The 18307-nt window shown below is 69.1% G+C and carries 16 protein-coding genes; 8 read left to right on the top strand and 8 right to left on the bottom strand.

Going from position 1 to position 18307, the window contains the following annotated elements; all coding sequences use genetic code 11:
- Positions 1-13: 13 nt before the first annotated feature.
- On the bottom strand, positions 14-1555 hold the full coding sequence (locus GB932_RS11430) for an ABC transporter substrate-binding protein (protein WP_156760828.1): 1542 nt from the start codon (positions 1553-1555) through the stop codon (positions 14-16).
- 247 nt (positions 1556-1802) lie between these two features.
- Between GB932_RS11430 and GB932_RS11425 the strand changes: the two genes are divergently transcribed.
- The 3 genes from GB932_RS11425 to hpaD are packed head-to-tail and all read left to right on the top strand — an operon-like array spanning position 1803 to position 5173.
- Positions 1803-2852, top strand: coding sequence for an amidohydrolase family protein (locus GB932_RS11425; protein ID WP_156760827.1), 1050 nt, complete (start codon positions 1803-1805; stop codon positions 2850-2852).
- 7 nt (positions 2853-2859) lie between these two features.
- Positions 2860-4167 (top strand): DUF3500 domain-containing protein, encoded by a 1308-nt coding sequence (locus tag GB932_RS11420; protein ID WP_156760826.1) that lies wholly within the window; start codon positions 2860-2862, stop codon positions 4165-4167.
- A gap of 10 nt (positions 4168-4177) precedes the next feature.
- Complete coding sequence (gene hpaD, locus GB932_RS11415) at positions 4178-5173, top strand: 3,4-dihydroxyphenylacetate 2,3-dioxygenase (protein WP_156760825.1); 996 nt, start codon at positions 4178-4180, stop codon at positions 5171-5173.
- On the opposite strand, the gene GB932_RS19630 is transcribed toward hpaD, so the two are convergent.
- The 3 genes from GB932_RS19630 to GB932_RS11405 all read right to left on the bottom strand — a co-directional run bounded on the left by GB932_RS19630 (position 5167) and on the right by GB932_RS11405 (position 7106).
- Positions 5167-5289: a hypothetical protein gene (locus GB932_RS19630; RefSeq protein ID WP_306769953.1), complete on the bottom strand. Its 123-nt coding sequence runs from the start codon at positions 5287-5289 to the stop codon at positions 5167-5169. The genes hpaD and GB932_RS19630 overlap by 7 nt on opposite strands.
- Positions 5286-5750, bottom strand: a complete 465-nt coding sequence (locus GB932_RS11410; RefSeq protein WP_156760824.1) for a MarR family winged helix-turn-helix transcriptional regulator — start codon at positions 5748-5750, stop codon at positions 5286-5288. The genes GB932_RS19630 and GB932_RS11410 overlap by 4 nt, the downstream gene beginning before the upstream one ends.
- Before the next feature lie 183 nt (positions 5751-5933).
- Positions 5934-7106: an MBL fold metallo-hydrolase gene (locus GB932_RS11405; RefSeq protein ID WP_156760823.1), complete on the bottom strand. Its 1173-nt coding sequence runs from the start codon at positions 7104-7106 to the stop codon at positions 5934-5936.
- A 267-nt stretch (positions 7107-7373) separates the two neighbouring features.
- On the opposite strand from GB932_RS11405, the gene GB932_RS11400 reads away from it, so the two are divergent.
- The gene (locus GB932_RS11400; protein ID WP_156760822.1) at positions 7374-8702 is read left to right on the top strand and encodes an aminomethyl transferase family protein; all 1329 of its coding nucleotides are present in this window, start codon (positions 7374-7376) and stop codon (positions 8700-8702) included.
- A 12-nt stretch (positions 8703-8714) separates the two neighbouring features.
- On the opposite strand, the gene GB932_RS11395 is transcribed toward GB932_RS11400, so the two are convergent.
- Both GB932_RS11395 and GB932_RS11390 read right to left on the bottom strand, forming a co-directional pair.
- Positions 8715-10265, bottom strand: a complete 1551-nt coding sequence (locus GB932_RS11395) for an alpha/beta hydrolase (RefSeq protein ID WP_156760821.1) — start codon at positions 10263-10265, stop codon at positions 8715-8717.
- Between the two features lie 2 nt (positions 10266-10267).
- Positions 10268-11428: a DNA polymerase III subunit delta' gene (locus GB932_RS11390; RefSeq protein WP_156760820.1), complete on the bottom strand. Its 1161-nt coding sequence runs from the start codon at positions 11426-11428 to the stop codon at positions 10268-10270.
- Between the two features lie 87 nt (positions 11429-11515).
- On the opposite strand from GB932_RS11390, the gene GB932_RS11385 reads away from it, so the two are divergent.
- Together GB932_RS11385 and GB932_RS19625 are read left to right on the top strand one after the other, a co-directional pair.
- A complete protein-coding gene (locus GB932_RS11385; protein WP_156760819.1) occupies positions 11516-11716 on the top strand; it encodes a hypothetical protein in 201 nt (66 codons plus the stop codon).
- Positions 11713-11835 carry a hypothetical protein gene (locus GB932_RS19625; RefSeq protein ID WP_306769952.1) on the top strand — a complete coding sequence of 41 codons (123 nt, stop codon included), beginning with the start codon at positions 11713-11715 and terminating at the stop codon, positions 11833-11835. Before GB932_RS11385 ends, GB932_RS19625 begins: the two co-directional genes overlap by 4 nt.
- Here the strand turns inward: GB932_RS19625 and ispG are convergent.
- Positions 11825-12955: a flavodoxin-dependent (E)-4-hydroxy-3-methylbut-2-enyl-diphosphate synthase gene (gene ispG, locus GB932_RS11380; protein WP_156760963.1), complete on the bottom strand. Its 1131-nt coding sequence runs from the start codon at positions 12953-12955 to the stop codon at positions 11825-11827. The genes GB932_RS19625 and ispG overlap by 11 nt on opposite strands.
- A gap of 231 nt (positions 12956-13186) precedes the next feature.
- Between ispG and GB932_RS11375 the strand changes: the two genes are divergently transcribed.
- Positions 13187-15130 (top strand): chorismate-binding protein, encoded by a 1944-nt coding sequence (locus GB932_RS11375; RefSeq protein ID WP_156760818.1) that lies wholly within the window; start codon positions 13187-13189, stop codon positions 15128-15130.
- A 272-nt stretch (positions 15131-15402) separates the two neighbouring features.
- On the top strand, positions 15403-16815 hold the full coding sequence (locus tag GB932_RS11370) for a phytoene desaturase family protein (RefSeq protein WP_156760817.1): 1413 nt from the start codon (positions 15403-15405) through the stop codon (positions 16813-16815).
- A gap of 76 nt (positions 16816-16891) precedes the next feature.
- Here GB932_RS11370 and GB932_RS11365 read toward each other — a convergent pair whose 3' ends face one another.
- Positions 16892-18025 carry an IS30 family transposase gene (locus tag GB932_RS11365; protein WP_156760168.1) on the bottom strand — a complete coding sequence of 378 codons (1134 nt, stop codon included), beginning with the start codon at positions 18023-18025 and terminating at the stop codon, positions 16892-16894.
- Positions 18026-18307 lie beyond the last annotated feature (282 nt).

The raw sequence follows: 18307 nt of genomic DNA, 5'->3' as shown, positions 1-18307 counted from the left end.
TCGAGAGGAGCCGTCACTCGACGGGCGCGACATCGCGGTAGTTGAGGAGCTGCGGCTCCCACTTCTCCGCCGGCTGGTCGACCCCGCTCACGGTGGTCGAGTTCCAGGCGATCGTCTCAAGACCGCGCGCGTGCGCGCAGACGAGAGCCTCGTCGGCGACGATCTCGGCGACATCGCCCCACAGCTCAGCGGCTTCGGCGGAGTCGCCCGCGGCGATCGCCGCGTCGGCCGCTGCCCTCAGCTCGTCGCTTTCGACGCCAGCCGGGTTGTTCGGCGCATCCGCCGCGAACCACGCCTTGTACCACTCGTACGGCGTGGCCTCATCGGTGCTGCCGAGACCCAGCGGGTACCGCCCCGTGTTCCACTCCGAACCGAACTGCGGCGGCGGAACCGACTCGACGGAGATGTTCACGTCCCCGATCTCGGAGGCCATCTCCATGAAGACCTCGAGCTGGTGCGCGTTGTACACCGCGCCGATGAGATCGAAGGAGATCGACGGGCTTCCGGCCGCCTCGTAGAGCGCCGTGGCGGCGTCGATGTCGGCCGGGTAGCCGTCGATGTCCGAACTGTACCCGGCCTCGCCCTCGTCGAAGTGCTGGGTCGCGGCCTCGAAGTCGTCGGCGATGTCGTTCGCGAATGTCTCGACATCCATCGCGGTGCAGAAGGCCTGACGCAGCTCCTGCGACTCGAACACGCCGCCGGGACCGCGGTCGAAGAAGACGATGTTGTTGCGGATCGCCGGATACATGATCGACTCGACGTCGGTGCCCTCGAAGGCGGCCACCGCATCGGGTTCGACCTCGCTCACGTCGATCTCGCCATTGCGCAGCGCGGCAGCTGCGGCCTCGGACTCGCCGATCGCATAGAGCTCGACGTCGTCGAACGCCGGCTGCTCACCCCAGTAGTCATCTGTGCCGGCGAACATGAGGCGCGTTCCCATGACCGAGGCGTCAGGATCGTAGGCCCACGGCGAGGTGCCCACGGGATGCGTCGCGCTGTCGCCGCTCTCGAGCGAGACCGGGCTCGCGATGAGAAGAGCGCGCGAGGTGAGCGTGTGGGCGAGGGACGGGTTGGGCTCACTCAAGTTGAATCGCACGATGAACTCGTCGACCACATCGACCGACTCGATGGATCCGAGCTGGCCGGACGCCTGGGTGGCCCCCGCCTGCACGAACTCGACATTCGCCTTGACGGCCTCCGCGTCGAACGGCTCGCCGTCGTGGAACGTGACGTCCTCGCGCAGCGTGAGCGTGAGCGCGTCGGCCGTCAGCTCATAGTCCGTCGCGAGGTTCGGAGCCGGCATCCCGTCATCACCGGGTGCCAGGAGCGTCTCGTATACGACGCGCGCCGGCCCGCCCTCCATCGCCTGGCCGGGCGACCAGTTCTCCGGGAACTCGCCGTAGTTGACGCGGAGCGTCGACTCAGCAGCAGACCCGCCCCCGTTGTCCGCGCCCGTCGAGCCCCCGTCGGATCCGTCGGCCGAGCAGCTGGCGAGCATCACGCCCGCGATCGCCAGCGGGGCGAGCGCGGCGAGTGCCTTCCTGTTCTTCTGCATGAGCGCCTCCTTGCGACTGTGCAGTCACCCTCGTCCGCGTCAGGTTCGCCGATGCAGGGTGCGATTGGGATATCGATGACGCTATCCACTGGGCGTCGTCGCGGGCACCGGAATTCGCGCAACTTAAACGTGCATGATCCTGCAACTCTCCACGCCCGCCGCCGTCCTAGTGTGAGTGGGGAGACGGCGGAGTCGCGCAGTGTGCGACCGCCGTCGGATCCACCGGCTTCGAACAGAGAGGGCGACAATGACGGTCGTCGACATCAACATCCATCACCTTCCCGAGGACCTCTTCACGAACGAGAAGATCCTCAACGGCTTCCTGAGCACCGCTCCGCGCGGCTTCGGGGAGATCGCGACGCTCGGCACGGCGGATGACGGCAGGCAGCAGCTGATCCTCGAGAAGCCGGCGGGCCATCAGAACCTCAACTACGTCGATGGCGACTACTCGGTCGAGGCGAAGCTCGCCGTGATGGACGATGCCGGCGTCGACTACGGCATCATGCGCGTCCCGGTGTGGCAGGAGTGGCTCGACCTCGACACCTGCAGGGCGGTCAACGACAACGCTGCGGCCATCGTCGAGAAGTCAGGCGGACGCCTGTTCTCGACCGCATGCATCCCGCCGTGGGGCGGGAAGGAGAACATCTACGAGCTCGAGCGGTGCATCGACGAGCTCGGCGTCGTCGGCGTGCAGCTCGCCTGCCACTACGGCCAGCTCTACCTCGACGACGACGTGTTCCGTCCGTACCTCAAGGTCCTCAACGACAAGGGCCTTCCGGTCATCGTCCATCACACGCCGCTCCCGGTCGAGTGGAAGTCGGTCGTCGACTACACGAACCTGCGACGCGAGTACGGTCGCATCATCGACCAGGGGATCGCCGTGGGACGCGAGCTGTTCAGCGGCATGTTCGACGAGCTTCCCGACCTCAAGCTCATCCACACGATGCTCGGCGGCAACTGGTTCGCGAGCCAGCAGCTGCTCACTCCCCACAAGCCCGTCAAGGCCGAGTCGCTGAGCCGCCTCGACCCGACCGGCGGCGATAGGATCCGTCAGTACCTCGACCAGAACATCTACTTCGACCTGACGCACCCGCATTCGTGGGGGAAGAAGCAGATCGAGGCCGCTCTCGAGATCTCAGGATCCGATCACTACATGTTCGGGTCCTCGTTCCCCGTCTTCCGCAGCTGGATGAGCCAGGGCGTCGACTTCCTCAAGAACGAGGTCGACATCTCCGACGACGACCGCGAGGCGGTTCTGTGGAGGAACGCCAAGCAGATGTTCGACCTTCCCATCTGAGGGGCCCATGTCCGAGCAGCGAGATCGCGACATCGACGGGTTCTTCTCGAGCGATCGGGTGGCCGGCCGCGGCGACGCCGTCACGCTGACAGACGAGAGCTATCGGAGCTTCCTCTTCGACGTCGACGACCCCCACCTCGCCGAATGGCGAGGGCAGGTATGGCGCGAGTTCGCGGCGAGGCGCACGGATCATCCGTTCGTGCAGGAGCTCCTGGCCGATTGGCGCGCGCTCTACGATGAGCCGTTCCGCGGCGTGACGTCAGACGGGTCCGTACAGGATGTCTGGGACCTCGGAGATGTGGGCGAGGCCGAGGAGCCCGCACTCGTCGAGGCGGCGGAGGGCGCCCTCGCGGCGCTCTCCCCGGCCGAGCGCGAGCGCGCCACATACTCGCTCGATGCGCCCGAATGGCGAGCGTGGAGCAATCCCGAGTTCGTCATCCACGAGGTCGGCATCCGACTCGAGGATCTCGGCGACGAAACGGTGCGGGCGATCCTCCGACTCGTCGAACAGTCGCTGAGTCCCGAGGGATACGCCCGCGTCACCGAGGCGATGAACCTGAACGGCTTCCTCGGCGAGCTGACCGATCTGCCGATGGTGATGAACAACCGCAGCTACTTCTTCGCCGTGTACGGGGATCCGTCCACAGGCGCACCGTGGGGCTGGCAGCTGTTCGGCCACCACGTCGCCCTGCACTTCGTGATGATCGGCGGCCGGCACGTCGTCGCGCCGTGCTTCCTCGGCGCGGAGCCCGCGCTGACCGGCGGCGAGCGCGCCCCGATCTTCGACCACCGCGAGCGCCTCGCCCTCGCCCTCGCCGCCTCCCTCACGAGATCCCAGCGGACCGAGGCGATCGTGTACGATTCCGTCCTCGATCCGCGTATGCCGGAGGGGCGTCTCCACCCCGCGGACGAGCGTCACGTGGCGGGGGCGTTCCGCGATAATCGCGTCATCCCCTACGAGGGAATCCGCGCGACGGATCTGCACGATGCTCAGCGCGGGCTCCTGCGGGATATCGTCGCGGACTTCCACCTTCTCCTCCGAGAAGACCAGCGACGCCTCGCCCTCGCCGAGTTCGATGCGCACATCGACGACACCTGGTTCAGCTGGTACGGCGCGGCCGACGGATCGCAGCCGGTCTACTTCCGCGTCCAGAGCCCGGTCATCGTCGCAGAGCTCGACAACCACGCCGGCGTCTGGCTGAGCAACACCGAACCCGCGCGCTTCCACGTGCACACGACGCTGCGCCTGCCGAACGGCAACGACTACGGTCACGCGCTGCGTCGGCAGTGGGCGCTCACTCATTCCGACGACTAAGGAGACGACGATGCTCCCCACCACCAACTTCACCCCACCCTTCGACATCACCCGTGCCAGCCACGTCGCGCTCGCCGTGACCGATCTGGCAGCGAGCCGGGACTTCTATCGCGACACGATCGGCCTCGTCGTCACGGAGGAGACCGACGACGCGATCTACCTGCGCGGCCTCGAGGAGGCGGCCCACCACAGCCTGGTGCTCGAGCCCGCCGACGAGGCCAAGGCGCTGCGTGTGGGCTTCCGTGTGCGCACCGACGACGACATCGTCGCCGCCGAGAAGCACTTCGCCGCCGCGGGCATCCCGCACCAGCGCGTCGAGAGACCGCACCAGGGCCCGACCCTGCAGTTCACCGACGGCGTCGGCACGCACATGGAGCTCACGAGCTCGATGACACAGGTCGAGCGCAGGATGCAGGCCTTCGACGAGTTCGTCGCGGGCGCCCCCCAGCGCCTCGACCACTTCCAGTGCGTCACGCACGACGTGCAGACGGCCACCGACTTCTGGGCCGGCCTCGGCATGCGCATGTCGGAGTACACGGCCAAGGACGGCACCGACGAGCTGTGGGGCACGTGGTTGGAGGTCAAGGGCAACACCCACGACCTCGTCTTCACGAACGGCCGCGGGCCGCGCCTGCACCACTTCGCGTACACGGTGCCCGACGCCACGGCACTCCTGCACGCGGCGGATGTCGCGGGCGCGACCGGCTTCGGCGAGGAGATCGACCGCGGTCCGGGTCGCCACGGGATCAGCAACGCCCTGTTCCTCTACGTGCGCGACCCCGACCAGCACCGCATCGAGCTGTTCACGACGCACTACCAGTTCATCGACCTCGAAGAGGAGCCGATCCGCTGGGACGTCTCGAACCCACGCCGCTCACAGCTATGGGGCATGCCCGCCTCGCGCCGGTGGTTCTTCGAGGCGAGCGAGTTCCCGGGAGAGCCCGTCAACGACCCGCTGCTCACGGCGACGCCCGCGACGCTCGAGGACTACCTCCAGCTTCACTGACCGCATCCACGATCGCGCCCGCCGCACGACTGCGCGGCGGGCGCCTTCGCGAGCGGGTGGCCGACGACCTCGAGCACCTCGGGACGAGACGACCTGTGTGAGGTTCGGGGTCTCATCGCCACATGGTCGGCGACGGGATCTCCGGCCCGTCGAGCGCCTCGGTCACCTCGTGCATCTGCGCGATCGCCGCACCCATGAGCTCCTCTCCGAGCACCTCACGGAGGCTCTCGTGCAGCTGAGCGAGGCGACGACGCCCCTCGACGACGCCCGTCCGACCCACATCGGTCACCTCATACCAGATGACGCGACCGTGATATGGATGCGGCGTCCGCCTCACCCACCCCTTCGACTCGAGGCTCCCAAGCGCCGTCGAGGCCGACTGCGGGGTGATGCGAAAGCGGCGCGCGAGATCCGACGCCGACATGTGCCCGAGCTCGGCGAGGTGCACGGCGATCCCCAGCTGCGTCACCGTGACGTCGAGCCCCGCGATCGCCTCCTCGAGCCTCCGATGCACGGCCTGATTCGCGCGAAAAAGGGCATACGGGAGTCCATCGGTCCAGCCGGGCACAGTTGTCATCCATCCATGATGCATGGATCGAAGCTGTTTCTGCACGCGTGAAATCTTTACAGCAAACGAACATCATTTCACATGTCTGCAGATCAGTTCCGATCCGCAGCGGCACCCTCATGCTCGACGGGCCCGACTGAGGCGACGCCGCCCCCGGCGGACGCTCCACCGAGGCCGACGTCGCATCACGACTCACACGCGGAAGCGATCGAGATCGTTCGCGATCGTGACCTCTCCGTCGTACCCCTCCTGCGCCCAAGCCTTCCACCGGGCGGGATCGACGACGTCGTTCGCGAGGTCGCCGACGTGACTCATGACCAGACGCCTCGCCCCGGCGGCCTGAGCGACCTCGCCTGCGCGCTGGATCTCGATGTGCGATGTCAGCAGGTGATCGATGAGAGCCGGTGGGCCATCGAAGCCCTCGACATTCACTGCCTCGTGGATGAGGATGTCGGTGTCACGCGCCAACGACAGCAGGTTGTCGGAGTAGGTCGTGTCACCTGAGAGCGTCACGGACCCGTGATCCGTATCGAAGCGATACGCGAACGCGGGGAAGACCCCGCCGTGCGGCACGAGGATCGCGCTCAGGCGCACGCGGTCATCCTCATGCACGACCAGCGGATCCATCCGAGGCGCCGTATCCGCCGCGGTCGCGTCGACGCCCGACACGTCGATCTCACGATCGTCGATCTGCCCACGCGGATCGCGGATCGAACTGCCGCGGATGAACAGATTGGTGCTGTACGCGTGAGCACCCGCCCAGGTGTCGAGGACGTCTGTGAGTCCGGGAGTGGGATCATCGCCCCCCACCGTGGGCACCTCGGCACCTTCGAACGGCTCCGGAAGCCAGCCCGCCGGGCCAGGGCCGTAGACCGGAACCCTGTCGGGAACCGTGTCTCCGAAGTTCGCGTTGCCGCCGAGCAGGAAGTAGTCGTACAGATCCGCCACATGATCGATGTGCAGATGCGTGACGAACATCGCGGTGAGGTCTGCGAGAGCCAGGCCCGCCCTGACGTACTGCGTCAGGGACCCTCGCCCTGCGTCGACGACATAGACGGCCCCGTCCACGATCACCGCCGTCGAGATCCCGGCCCGATCCGGGTCGGGTGGCGGCCCGCCCTTCGTTCCGAGCGTGATGACTTCGAGCGGCGCGCGCGGACCGTCGGACGGTGCCGCCGCATCGGACACCTGCGGACTCGGCGACGAGCCGTCGGCTCTCGCGCCGACGGCTCCGCCGATCGCGCCGCCCGCGACGCCGCCGAGCAGGAGCGACCCCGCCAGCCCTCCGAATACCTGACGCCTCGTCAGTGAGACGCCTCCGCCTCCGGGATCGTGGTCCGCAGGAGCTTCATCGATGTCGGTCATGATTCCTCCACGTCATCGGGGATGGGGGACAAATATACAGAGATCTGTCGCGATTTCATACATCATGCAATCATCTGCGATCAATTCAGTTGATTGACATACAGTGCGCGCGCCGCTACCGTGGCCGTCACCGAACTCGCTCGACGGAGAGACATGACGCGCGTCACGAGGGCGTGCTCGTCGCACACGACGCGAACATCATCTTCTGATCTCTCCCTCCGCGCGCGCCGACCTTCCACCCACTCGACGACGAGAACAGGAACCCTCATGACCGCACCCGACCTGCAGAGCGCCATCGACGCCGCCGGATCCCCGATCCAGCTCCTGTGGAGGCCCAGCGCCCCCGCCTGGACGGTTCCCGTCGTGGAGCCCGAGTTCGCCGGCTGGCGCGAGGAGCAGGCGGCCTGGCGCACGGGCGTCGCACTGTTCGACCTGTCGTTCCACATGTTCGACACGTTCTTCCGCGGATCCGACATCACGAAGCTGCTCAGCGAGGTGAGCGCGAACAACTACGACAAGTTCGCGATCGGCCAGGCGAAGCAGTTCGTCCCCGTCGCATACGACGGCAACATCATCGTCGACGGCATCCTCCAGCGCACGGGCGAGGAGGACTACACCCTCACGGGAGTGCCTGCGGCGCAGAACTGGGTGAAGCACCATGCGCAGACGGGCGGCTACGACGTCGAGTTCTCGACGGACCCCGACTCGTCGGTGCGCACCGAGGCCGACCCGAAGCTCTTCCGCTTCCAGGTGCAGGGGCCCCACGCGATGGACGCCATCGAGCGCCTGCTCGGCGGCTCCGCGCCCGACGTGAAGTTCTTCCACTCGATCGTGGTGCAGATCGCGGGGCGCCCCGTGCGCGCGCTGCGCCACGGCATGGCCGGACAGGCCGGGTTCGAGTTCATCGGCGACTTCGCCGACTACGGCGCCGTCAAGGACGACATCCTCGCCGCGGGCGAGCCGTCGGGCCTCGTCCAGGTCGGCGGGAAGGCATACTTCACGAACGGCGTCGAGAGCGGCTGGATCCCCACGCCGACGCCCGCCATCTACACCGACGAGCGCCTCACCGACTACCGCCGCTCGCTCAGCGCATACTCCTACGAGGGGAAGAAGCCGCTGAACGGGAGCTTCTACTCCGATCGCATCGAGGACTACTACGTGTCGCCCTGGGAGCTCGGCTACGGTCGCTCGATCTCGTTCGATCACGACTTCATCGGCCGCGATGCCCTGCTCGCCACCCGCGACGAGGTGCGTCGCACGAAGGTGACGCTCGAATTCGACGCCGACGACGTCACGCGCGTGCTCGGAGACGACCTCGACTACCTCAACAGCTACGGGCGCTTCCGCATCGAGGCGGGCGGCAAGCTGGTCGGCATGACGTTCTGGACCTCGCACATCGGCCCCGTGGGAACGCTGCTGTCCCTGGCCCTCGTCGACGCCGAGCACGCACAACCCGGTACGCCCGTCGACGTCGTCTGGGGCGAGCACCCCGGCCACGGAACGGCGCCCGACGCAGATCTGGGCATGCCCCGCATCCGCGCGACCGTGCAGGCCTCGCCGTACGACGAGTACGCGCGCACCGCCTATCGGCGGTGATCGCGCGCCGCATCACCCCTGCTGGCAGACGAGGCCCTCGTCGGGGAGCGTGCCATCGACGAGGTAGGCCTCGACCGCGCCGTCGACGCACGCGCTGCCCGCCTGGTAGGCGGTGTGCCCCTCGGCCTCGTAGGTGATGAGGGTGCCGCTGTCGAGCTGCTCGGCGAGAGCCTCGGCCCATGCGAACGGCGTCGCCGGGTCACCCGTCGTGCCGATGACGACGATCGGGGCCGCCCCCTCGGCGTGGATCTCCTCCCGCTCGCCCGACGGCGGGAACGGCCAGAACTCGCACACATCGGCGCCCATCATGTACTGCCACGTGACGGGCGCCGTCTCCTCGAGCTCGCGCTCCTGCGCGTCGGTCATCTCGCCCTCATCCGGATAGTCCATGCAGTTGTAGGCATGGAACGCCTCCGTCGAGTTCGACGAGTACCCGCCGCCCTCGCGCCCGTTGTAGAAGTCGGCGAGGAACATCGCATCGGCGGGATCCCCGTCGAGCGCGCCCGCGAGCGCGCTCGTGAGGTACGGCCAGTTCTCCTCGCTGTACAGCGCCGCGACGATGGCCGTCATGAGGGAGTCGCCGCCGAGCTCGCGCCCATCCGACGACACGAGCGGATGACGGTCGACCGACGCGAGGAGCGCCGAGATCTCGTCGAGCGCCTGGTCGACGGTGCCGCGGAACGGGCAGGTCGCCGCCTCGAGGCAGCTCTCGAGATACGTGTGGAGCGCCTTCTCGAACGCGCCCACCTGCGTCGTGCCGACCTCGCTGCCCGGCACCGACGGGTCCAGGGCGCCGTCGAGCACGAGCCGCCCGACGTTGTCGGGGAACAGCTCCGCGTACGTCGCGCCGAGGTACGTGCCGTACGAGTAGCCGAGGTAGGTGAGTTGCCGATCGCCGAGCACGGCGCGCAGCAGGTCCATGTCCCGCGCGGCCTGCTCGGTCGTGATGAACTCGAGCACATCGCCCGAGTTCTCCGCGCACGCGTCGGCGAACGTCTGCGCCGCCTGCTCCTGGCCTTTCTCCCACTCCGACGTGCCGCGCTCTCCCGCCGGGACGTCGTAGAGGTAGGCATCCATGCCGCGTGCGTCGAGGCACTCGACGGGGGTCGACCGGGAGACGCCACGCGGGTCGAAGCCCACGAGATCGAAGCTCTCGGCCAGCGCCTCGCCGACACCGTCGTATTCGAGGGACGAGAACAGGAGATCGATTCCGGAGGCCCCGGGACCACCCGGGTTCATGAGCAGAGATCCCTGCGGATCGGACGGCCGGTCGGCCGCGCGCGCGATGCGCAGCTCGATCTCACCCGCTTCGGGATCGTGCCAGTCGAGCGGGGCCGTGATCGTGGCGCATTCGACGGGCTCGCTCGTCATCGGCTGCTCGCAGTCCTCCCACTCGGGCGGCTGATCGTAGAACGGCAGCAGGTCGTCGGGGACGCCGTCGAGCACCGGGGCGGATTCGCCGCCCGACGCGTCGAGCACGAACGGATTCGCACACGACGCCACCAGGCTCGCGGCGACGGCCATCGCGCAGACCGCGACGACGCGGCGGATTCGGGTGCGCATGCTCAGGGCTTCCTCCCGCTGACGATCGTGATGAGCAGACTCTCGAGGGCGAGCGTCGGCTGGACGTTGTGGCCGAGCGCGCCCCGCGTCTCGGCGATGTGGTCGAGCACGGCCAGCGCGCGGCGCGGGCCCCACGCGGAGCCGAGCTCGCGCATCTCGTCGAGGAACTCGACGTTGATGAGCCCCGCTGTGCGGCCGAGCTGCAGCAGCGCGATGTCTCGGAACAGAGACTGCATGTCGGTGAGCACGCGGTCGAGACCGTCGCGAACGCTGCGCTTCGCGCGCTTCTCCTGGTCTTCCTTCAGGGCGTTCAGCTGCGAGCGCACGGCGGGCGGCACCTTCGCGCCGTCGGCCACGCCCACCGTGTGCAGCAGACTCGCGCGCTCGGCCTCGTCGCGCTCGGCCGTGAGCGCCTTCGCGTCGTCGTTCGCGGCCTGCACGATGCGCCCGGCGACCTCGACGACGTCGCCGATCCCCCGCGCGCGCAGCACGTCGCGCAGTGTCTGCTCCCGGCGCTCGCGCGATGCCTCGTCGGTGGCGAGGCGGTGCGCCATGCCGATGTGCCGCTGCGCGTGCCGGGCCGCCTGCTCGGCGAGCGTGGCGTCGACGCCCGTGCGCTCGACGAGCAGCTGCGCGACGTCGTCGACCTCGAGCTCTCGCAGCCGCAGTGTGCGCACGCGGGACCGGATCGTCGGCAGCAGATCGGCCTCGCTCGGCGCGCACAGCACCCACACCGTGTGCTCCGGCGGCTCTTCGAGCGCCTTCAGCAGCACGTTCGACGTGCGCTCGGTCATGCGGTCGGCGTCCTCGACGACGATCACGCGGTGCCGGCCGATGCTCGGGGCGTAGTAGGAGCGCTCGACGATGTCTCGGGCCTGGCGGATTGTGATGATCACGCCCTCCGTGCGCAGCTGCGTGAGGTCGGGATGCGATCCGGCCTGCACCTGCTTCATCGTGGCGACGTCGTGATCGCCCTCGGCGATGAGCGCCGCCGCGAACGCGAGCGCGAGCGTCGAGCGACCGGATCCCGGAGGGCCCGTGAGCAGCCAGCCGTGCGCGAGCTGCGACGGGTCGGCGGCCGCACGCCGCAGCACGTCGACCGCGGCATCCTGCCCCAGCGCGTCGCCCCACGGCACGGCCGGTGCGGTCGTCGTGAGAGTCATGCTCTCACCCTACGGCGCTCCCCTGACACGGGAGCGCGGCCACCCTCGGCGGGCGTGATACCACTTCGATACCATGCCGGTACGGCCATGACACTCCGCCTCCCGCCCGAGCTCGACTCCGCCCTCGACACGATCGCCGCGGCCGAGCACATGTCGAAGCACGCCCTCGTGCTCAGCGGCGTCGAGGAGCTCGTGCGGCAGCGGCTGCAGCGGGCGCGGCTCCGCTCCGATTTCGATCGCCTTCGTGATGAGGAGGCCGAGGTGCCTCGGAGGCTCGAGGACGCATGATCGAGCACCTGACCGCCGACGGAGCATTCGAATACGTCATCGGCATCGCGAGCGGTGAGATCGGCCTCGAGCAGTCGACATCCTGGCTCGAGACCCACCTCGAACCGCTCAGACCGTGACGACCTGGGCCGTTCCCGTGCGGGCATCGGGGCCCATCTCGTCGGCGAGGCGGTTCGCCTCCTGGATGAGCGTCTCGACGATGTCAGCCTCGGGCACCGTCTTGATGACCTCGCCCTTGACGAAGATCTGACCCTTGCCGTTGCCGCTCGCGACGCCGAGGTCGGCATCGCGCGCCTCGCCGGGGCCGTTGACGACGCACCCCATGACGGCGACGCGCAGCGGCACCGTCATGTCCTTGAGGCCCTCGGTCACGTCCTCGGCGAGCGTGTAGACGTCGACCTGCGCGCGGCCGCAGGACGGGCACGACACGATCTCGAGAGTGCGCTCACGCAGGTTCAGCGACTGCAGAATCTGATGCCCGACCTTGACCTCCTCGGCGGGCGGCGCCGAGAGCGAGACGCGGATCGTGTCGCCGATGCCCTCCGCGAGGAGGATCCCGAAGGCCGTCGCCGACTTGATCGTGCCCTGGAACGCCGGGCCGGCCTCGGTCACGCCGAGGTGCAGCGGCCAGTCGCCGCGCTCGGCGAGCACGCGGTAGGCCTGCACCATCACGACGGGATCGTTGTGCTTGACCGAGATCTTGAAGTCATGGAAGTCGTGCTCCTCGAACAGCGATGCCTCCCACACGGCCGACTCGGCGAGCGCCTCCGGCGTCGCCTTGCCGTACTTCTCGAGCAGGCGGCGGTCGAGGGATCCCGCGTTCACGCCGATGCGCAGGCTGACGCCCGCGTCCTTCGCGGCCTTCGCGATCTCGCCCACGCGGTCATCGAACTTCCGGATGTTGCCCGGGTTCACCCGCACGGCTCCGCAGCCCGCGTCGATCGCCTCGAACACGTACTTCGGCTGGAAGTGGATGTCGGCGATCACCGGGATCTGGCTCTTCATGGCGATGATCTTCAGCGCCTCGGCGTCCTTGTCGGTCGGACACGCGACGCGCACGATCTCGCAGCCAGACGCCGTCAGCTCGGCGATCTGCTGCAGGGTCGCGTTGATGTCGTGCGTCTTCGTCGTGGTCATCGACTGCACGCTGACGGGCGCGTCGCCTCCGACCTTGACCTTGCCCACGCTGATCTGCCGCGATCGGCGACGCGGGGCGAGAGTCTGGCGCGCACTGGGCATACCGAGGTTCACTGCTGGCACGCCGCTAAGCCTACGCCGCGCCGCCCGCGCGCGAGGCGCAGTTGCAGGGATCCCCAGCGACTGTGTAGCGTCGGATCCGTGTTCGCGATCGTCTCCTGGTGGCCCGCTTCCTAGGCGGACCTTTTCGCGACCCATCGAAAAACGACCGTCTCCTGCGGCGGTCGTTTCGTGTATCCGGGGCCGCCGCCCGAAGCCCCAGAAGTGAGTCCCATGGTTGACACTGCCGCCTCCCTGCTCGCCGCGCTCGCGGCCGATCCGCAGCGGTCCTTCGCGCTGATCGCCCGCGACGGCGCAGCGACCGTCGAGCTGTTGACGGGCCCCGTCGCCGACGTCGCGCACCTCGCCGATATCCCCCTGACCGGCGCCGACGGCGCCCCGCAGGAGGTGCTCGCGATGGTCCCGTTCCGCCAGGTCGTCGAGCGCGGATTCGAGGCCCACGACGACGGCGCTCCCCTGCGCTGCCTCGTCGTCGACGAGCGGGTCGTCTTCCCCGCCGATGATGTCCTCCGCGCGCTGCCGAGCGACGAGATCCCCCTCGCGGACGCCGGGTTCGACATCGACGACGAGCGCTACGCCGACATCGTGCGCACCGTCATCCGCGACGAGATCGGCCGCGGCGAGGGCGCCAACTTCGTCATCCGTCGCGACTACACGGCCGACGTCGAGGCGGATCCGCGCGTCGCCGCGCTGACATGGTTCCGCGCCCTGCTCGAGCACGAGCGCGGCGCCTACTGGACCTTCGCGATCGTCACCCCGGATCACGTCGCCGTGGGCGCGAGCCCGGAGGCGCATGTCACCGCGACGAGCGACGGATCCGCCGACGGCCGCATCGTCGAGATGAACCCGATCTCGGGTACGTTCCGCCACCCCGCCGGCGGCGCGACCGCCGAGACGCTCAGCGCCTTCCTCCGCGACACGAAGGAGACGGAGGAGCTGTTCATGGTCGTCGACGAGGAGCTCAAGATGATGAGCGCCGTCTGCAGCGACGGCGGCCGCATCACGGGCCCACACCTCAAGGAGATGTCGCGCCTCACGCACACCGAGTACGTGCTGCGGGGCCGCTCCGCCCTGGATCCGCGCGACATCCTGCGCGAGACGATGTTCGCACCGACCGTGACCGGATCGCCCATGCAGAACGCGTGCGCCGTGATCCGCCGCCACGAGGCGAAGCCCCGCGGCTACTACTCGGGTGTCGCCGCGCTGTTCACGCCCCGCGACGGCGGACACGACCTCGACGCACCGATCCTCATCCGCACCGCGTACATCGAGGACGGACGCCTCCGCGTGCCCGCCGGGGCGACGCTCGTGCGCCACAGCGACCCGTACGGCGAGGTGAGCGAGACGCACGGCAAGGCCGCGGGCGTGCTCGGCGCCATCGGCGCGATCCCCCGAGCCGTCACGTCGGTCGCCGGCGTCGACGAGGACGCTCCCGGAGCCGCACCGGCCCGCCTGGCGGACGACCCCGAGATCGCGGAGCTGCTCGCGTCGCGCAACGCGCGCCTCGCTCGGTTCTGGCTCGACGACCAGTCGCATCACGAGCCGGCCGAGTCGCTGGCCGGGCGCCGGGCGCTCGTGGTCGACGCCGAGGACCGCTTCACGACGATGCTCGCCCACCAGCTGCGTCGGCTGGGCCTCGAGGTCGAGATCGCGCTGTGGAGCGACGTCGCTGACGCCGCCGTCGACGCCGCCGAGATCGTCGTCACGGGACCCGGCCCCGGCGATCCTCTCGACGACGCGAACCCCCGCGTGCGGCGCCTGCGCGAGATCGTCGCCCGCCGGCTCGAGACACGGGCGCCCCTGCTCGCCGTCTGCCTCAGCCATCAGGTGCTCGCGACCCGCCTCGGCATCGCGATCGCGCCCCTCGAGAGCCCGCATCAGGGACTGCAGCTCACGGTCGACGTCTTCGGCGAGCCGGCCGCGATCGGCTTCTACAACACCTTCACGGCCCGCGTGCAGCCCGGCGTCCGGGTGCTGACGCCGAGCGAGACGCGGTGCGGGGCCGTCGGCGACGTCGAGATCGCCGCATCCGATGCAGGCGACGTGTACGCGCTGCGCGGCGCGGGCTTCGCGAGCGTGCAGGGCCACCTCGAGTCGATCCTGTCGCGCGACGGCATCCGCACCCTCGAGCGCCTCGTCGCCCACGCCCTCGCGTGAGGCCGCCCCTCCCAACACAACGCAGTCGATCCGAGCGGCAGCAACCGGATTCGGCCCCTGCCGGCCCAATCCACGCCGGATCGACTGCGTTGTGTTGATGCGCAACAGGATCCGCTCGGCAGGCTGCGCCTCTCCGGCGTCCTCGTGTGGCCTCGTCCACACCAACACAACGCAGTCGATCCGGGCGGCATCTGCCGGAATCAGCCCCTCAGAGCATCTTCCGGGCCGGATCGACTGCGTTGTGCTGGAGGGAACGGCGGTAGCGTGATCAGGTGGCCTCCTTCGATGTCGACGCCGTGATCGTCGGATCCGGCCCCAACGGCCTCGTCGCCGCCGTCACCCTCGCCGAAGCCGGCTGGCGCGTCGTCGTGATGGAGGCGCAGGAGACGCCGGGCGGCGGGCTGCGCACGGCGGAGACGACGCTGCCGGGATTCCGCCATGACCTGTGCGCGTCGAATCATCCGATGGCGATGGCGAGCCCCGCGTTCCGCGCGCTCGGTCTCGAGCGCGAGGGCCTCGAGTTCGCGCAGACCGACGTGCCGCTCGGCCACGCGATCCGCCCGGGCGAGTCGGGGATCCTGCGTCGCGACGTCGCGGAGACCGCCGCCGCCTTCGGAGCCGACGAACGCCTCTGGCGCGCTGTCGCGGGCACCTTCGGATCGCGCCCGCGACAGCTCGGCCGCGCGATCGGGGATCCGCTGCGCCCGACGCCCGACCTCATCGCGCTCGGCGCGACGAGCGTCTGGCCGCTCCCCTGGATCCTGCGCGCGCTGCGCGACGAGCGCTCGCGCGGCGTTCTCGCGGGCCTCGCCGCGCACTCGATCGTCGACCTGCGCCGTCCCGCGGCAGCCCTCGTGGGCGTCGCGCTCGGCGCCCTCGCACACGGCGTCGGCTGGCCGGCCGCGGTCGGCGGCACGCAGTCGATCGCCGACGCCCTGCTCGCACGTCTCGCCCGGCTAGGCGGCGAGGTCGTGACGGCCACACGCGTGACGAGCATCGACGATCTGCCGAGCGCCCGCGCCGTCCTCCTCGACACCTCGCCGCACGATGCCCTGCGGATCGCGGGACACCGCTTCACCCCGTCGTACGCGAACGCGCTGCACCGGATGCGCTACGGCGCCGCCGTGTTCAAGGTCGACTGGGCGCTCGACGGCCCCGTGCCCTGGGCGGATCCCGCCCTCGGCGAGGCCGGCTTCATCCATCTCGGCGGCACGGCCGAGCAGGTGATCCGCGCCGAGCGCGACGTCGCCGCCGGCCGGGTGCCCGACGAGCCGTTCCTGCTGCTGTCGCAGGCGTCCATGATGGATCCCTCGCGCGCGCCGGAGGGGAAGAACGCGTTCGGCGGATACGCGCACGTGCCGTTCGGCTACGACGGCGATCTCACGGAGGCGATCGAACGGCGGATCGAGGCGTTCGCTCCCGGGTTCCGGGAACGGATCCTCGCACGCCATGCCTCGGGCCCCGCCGAGCTCGAGGCGCACAATGCGAACCTCATCGGCGGCGCGATCGACGGCGGGATCCCCGATCTGCGGCAGCTGATCGCGCGCCCGCGGCTGAGCCTCACCCCGCAGGCGACGCCGGATCCGCGCATCTTCCTCTGCTCTGCGTCGACCGTGCCGGGCCCCGGCGTGCACGGCATGCCGGGCCGCCTCGCCGCCCGGGCGGCGCTGCGCCGGCTCGGCTGAGCCATCTCGAGCAGTAGCCACGACACGCCCTGTCGTCAGCGGGCGGATTCCAGTGGTGGTCGCAACACCGGGTGTTTTATACGAGTTGTAGCAGACGCTCGGCTGGGGTGTCCCAACCGAGTGTCTTGCGGGGACGGCCGTTGAGTTTCTGCGCGACGTGCTCGAGATCTTCCGGACCGTGGATCGACAGATCGGTGCCCTTCGGGAAGTACTGCCGCAGCAGCCCGTTGGTGTTCTCGTTCGAGCCGCGTTGCCAGGGCGCGGCGGGATCACAGAAGTAGACCGGGACGTTCGTGGCGATCCGGAATGCCTTGTGGTCGGCCATCTCCGATCCCTGGTCCCAGGTCAGCGACCCGCGCAGATGCGCAGGCAACGAACCGATCAGGGGGACGAGAACATCCCGGACAGCCTCGGCGGTATGGTCGCTAGGCAGATGCCCGAGCATCACGTAACGCGTGGACCGTTCGACGAGGGTGACGATCGCGGACTGGTTGCCCGCCCCGACGATCAGGTCCCCTTCCCAGTGCCCGGGGACGGCGCGGTCTTCGACGTCCGCGGGGCGGTCGCTGATCATGATCATCGGATCGACGAACCGGCTCGTGCGGTGTCCCGGCGATCGGTGCGGCTTACGACGGGTCCGTCCGGTGCGCAGCGCGTCGACGACGGCGCGTTTCAGGCCGCCGCGGGCCTGGACATAGATCGCCTGGTAGATCGTCTCCGTGCTCACCTGCATGCTCTCGTCGCCGGCGTGATCACGCGACAAGACGCCGCTGATCTGCTCCGGAGACCATTGTTGCGCCAACCGGTCCGACACGAACTCCCGCAGCCGTCCCGGCTGGGCGAGCTTCGCTGGCTTCGGGCGCGCCCGTTTCACGGCCGCGTCACGATGCGCGCCATACGGCAGATAGACGCCGCCGGTGGTCCGGGCGTCGAGCTCGCGTTTGATCGTCGATGCCGACCTTCCCAGGTCCCGGCCGATCGCCCGCAACGACCAACCGAGTCGGGTCAGATCCGCGATCTTCTCCCGTTCTGGAAGCGACAGCAGACGAGAACCCGTCTGCTCGGGAACCTGTGATGGTGGTGGAGTCGTCATGGACTCCATCGTGACCTGACCGGTGGAGTAATTCACGCGGCGCCCGTCGGGATGAAACCGCGAGTTCCGCGAGTGATGGACACCGTGGTCCCAGTCCTGGGCGGTGCGTTCGTGGATCCCGACCCGCTGGGCCGCGTCTCGTCGAGACGCTCCCTCTTCCCGGAGCCGCTTGTACTCGCCCTGGCGCGAATCCGGACGCGGCTGGCGGACCGATCGCTTTCCCGCTTTCCGCGCCCAATTGCGGGCGGTGTAGTAGTTCACGCCCAGCTCGCGAGCGGCGATCCCCACGTTGCCGACCTCGTCGAGCAGGACGAGGAACTGTTGACGCTTCTCCGAAAACGACACGATGGCCGCGACCTCCTGAAAGTCAGGGCGTTGCGACCACCGCTAGAACCCAAC

Source organism: Microbacterium karelineae (genome assembly GCF_009745985.1).
In the GTDB taxonomy this organism is placed as follows: Bacteria; Actinomycetota; Actinomycetes; order Actinomycetales; family Microbacteriaceae; genus Microbacterium; species Microbacterium karelineae.
Note: the sequence above shows the minus strand (reverse complement) of the source record. Positions and strands in the feature narration are given on the sequence as shown.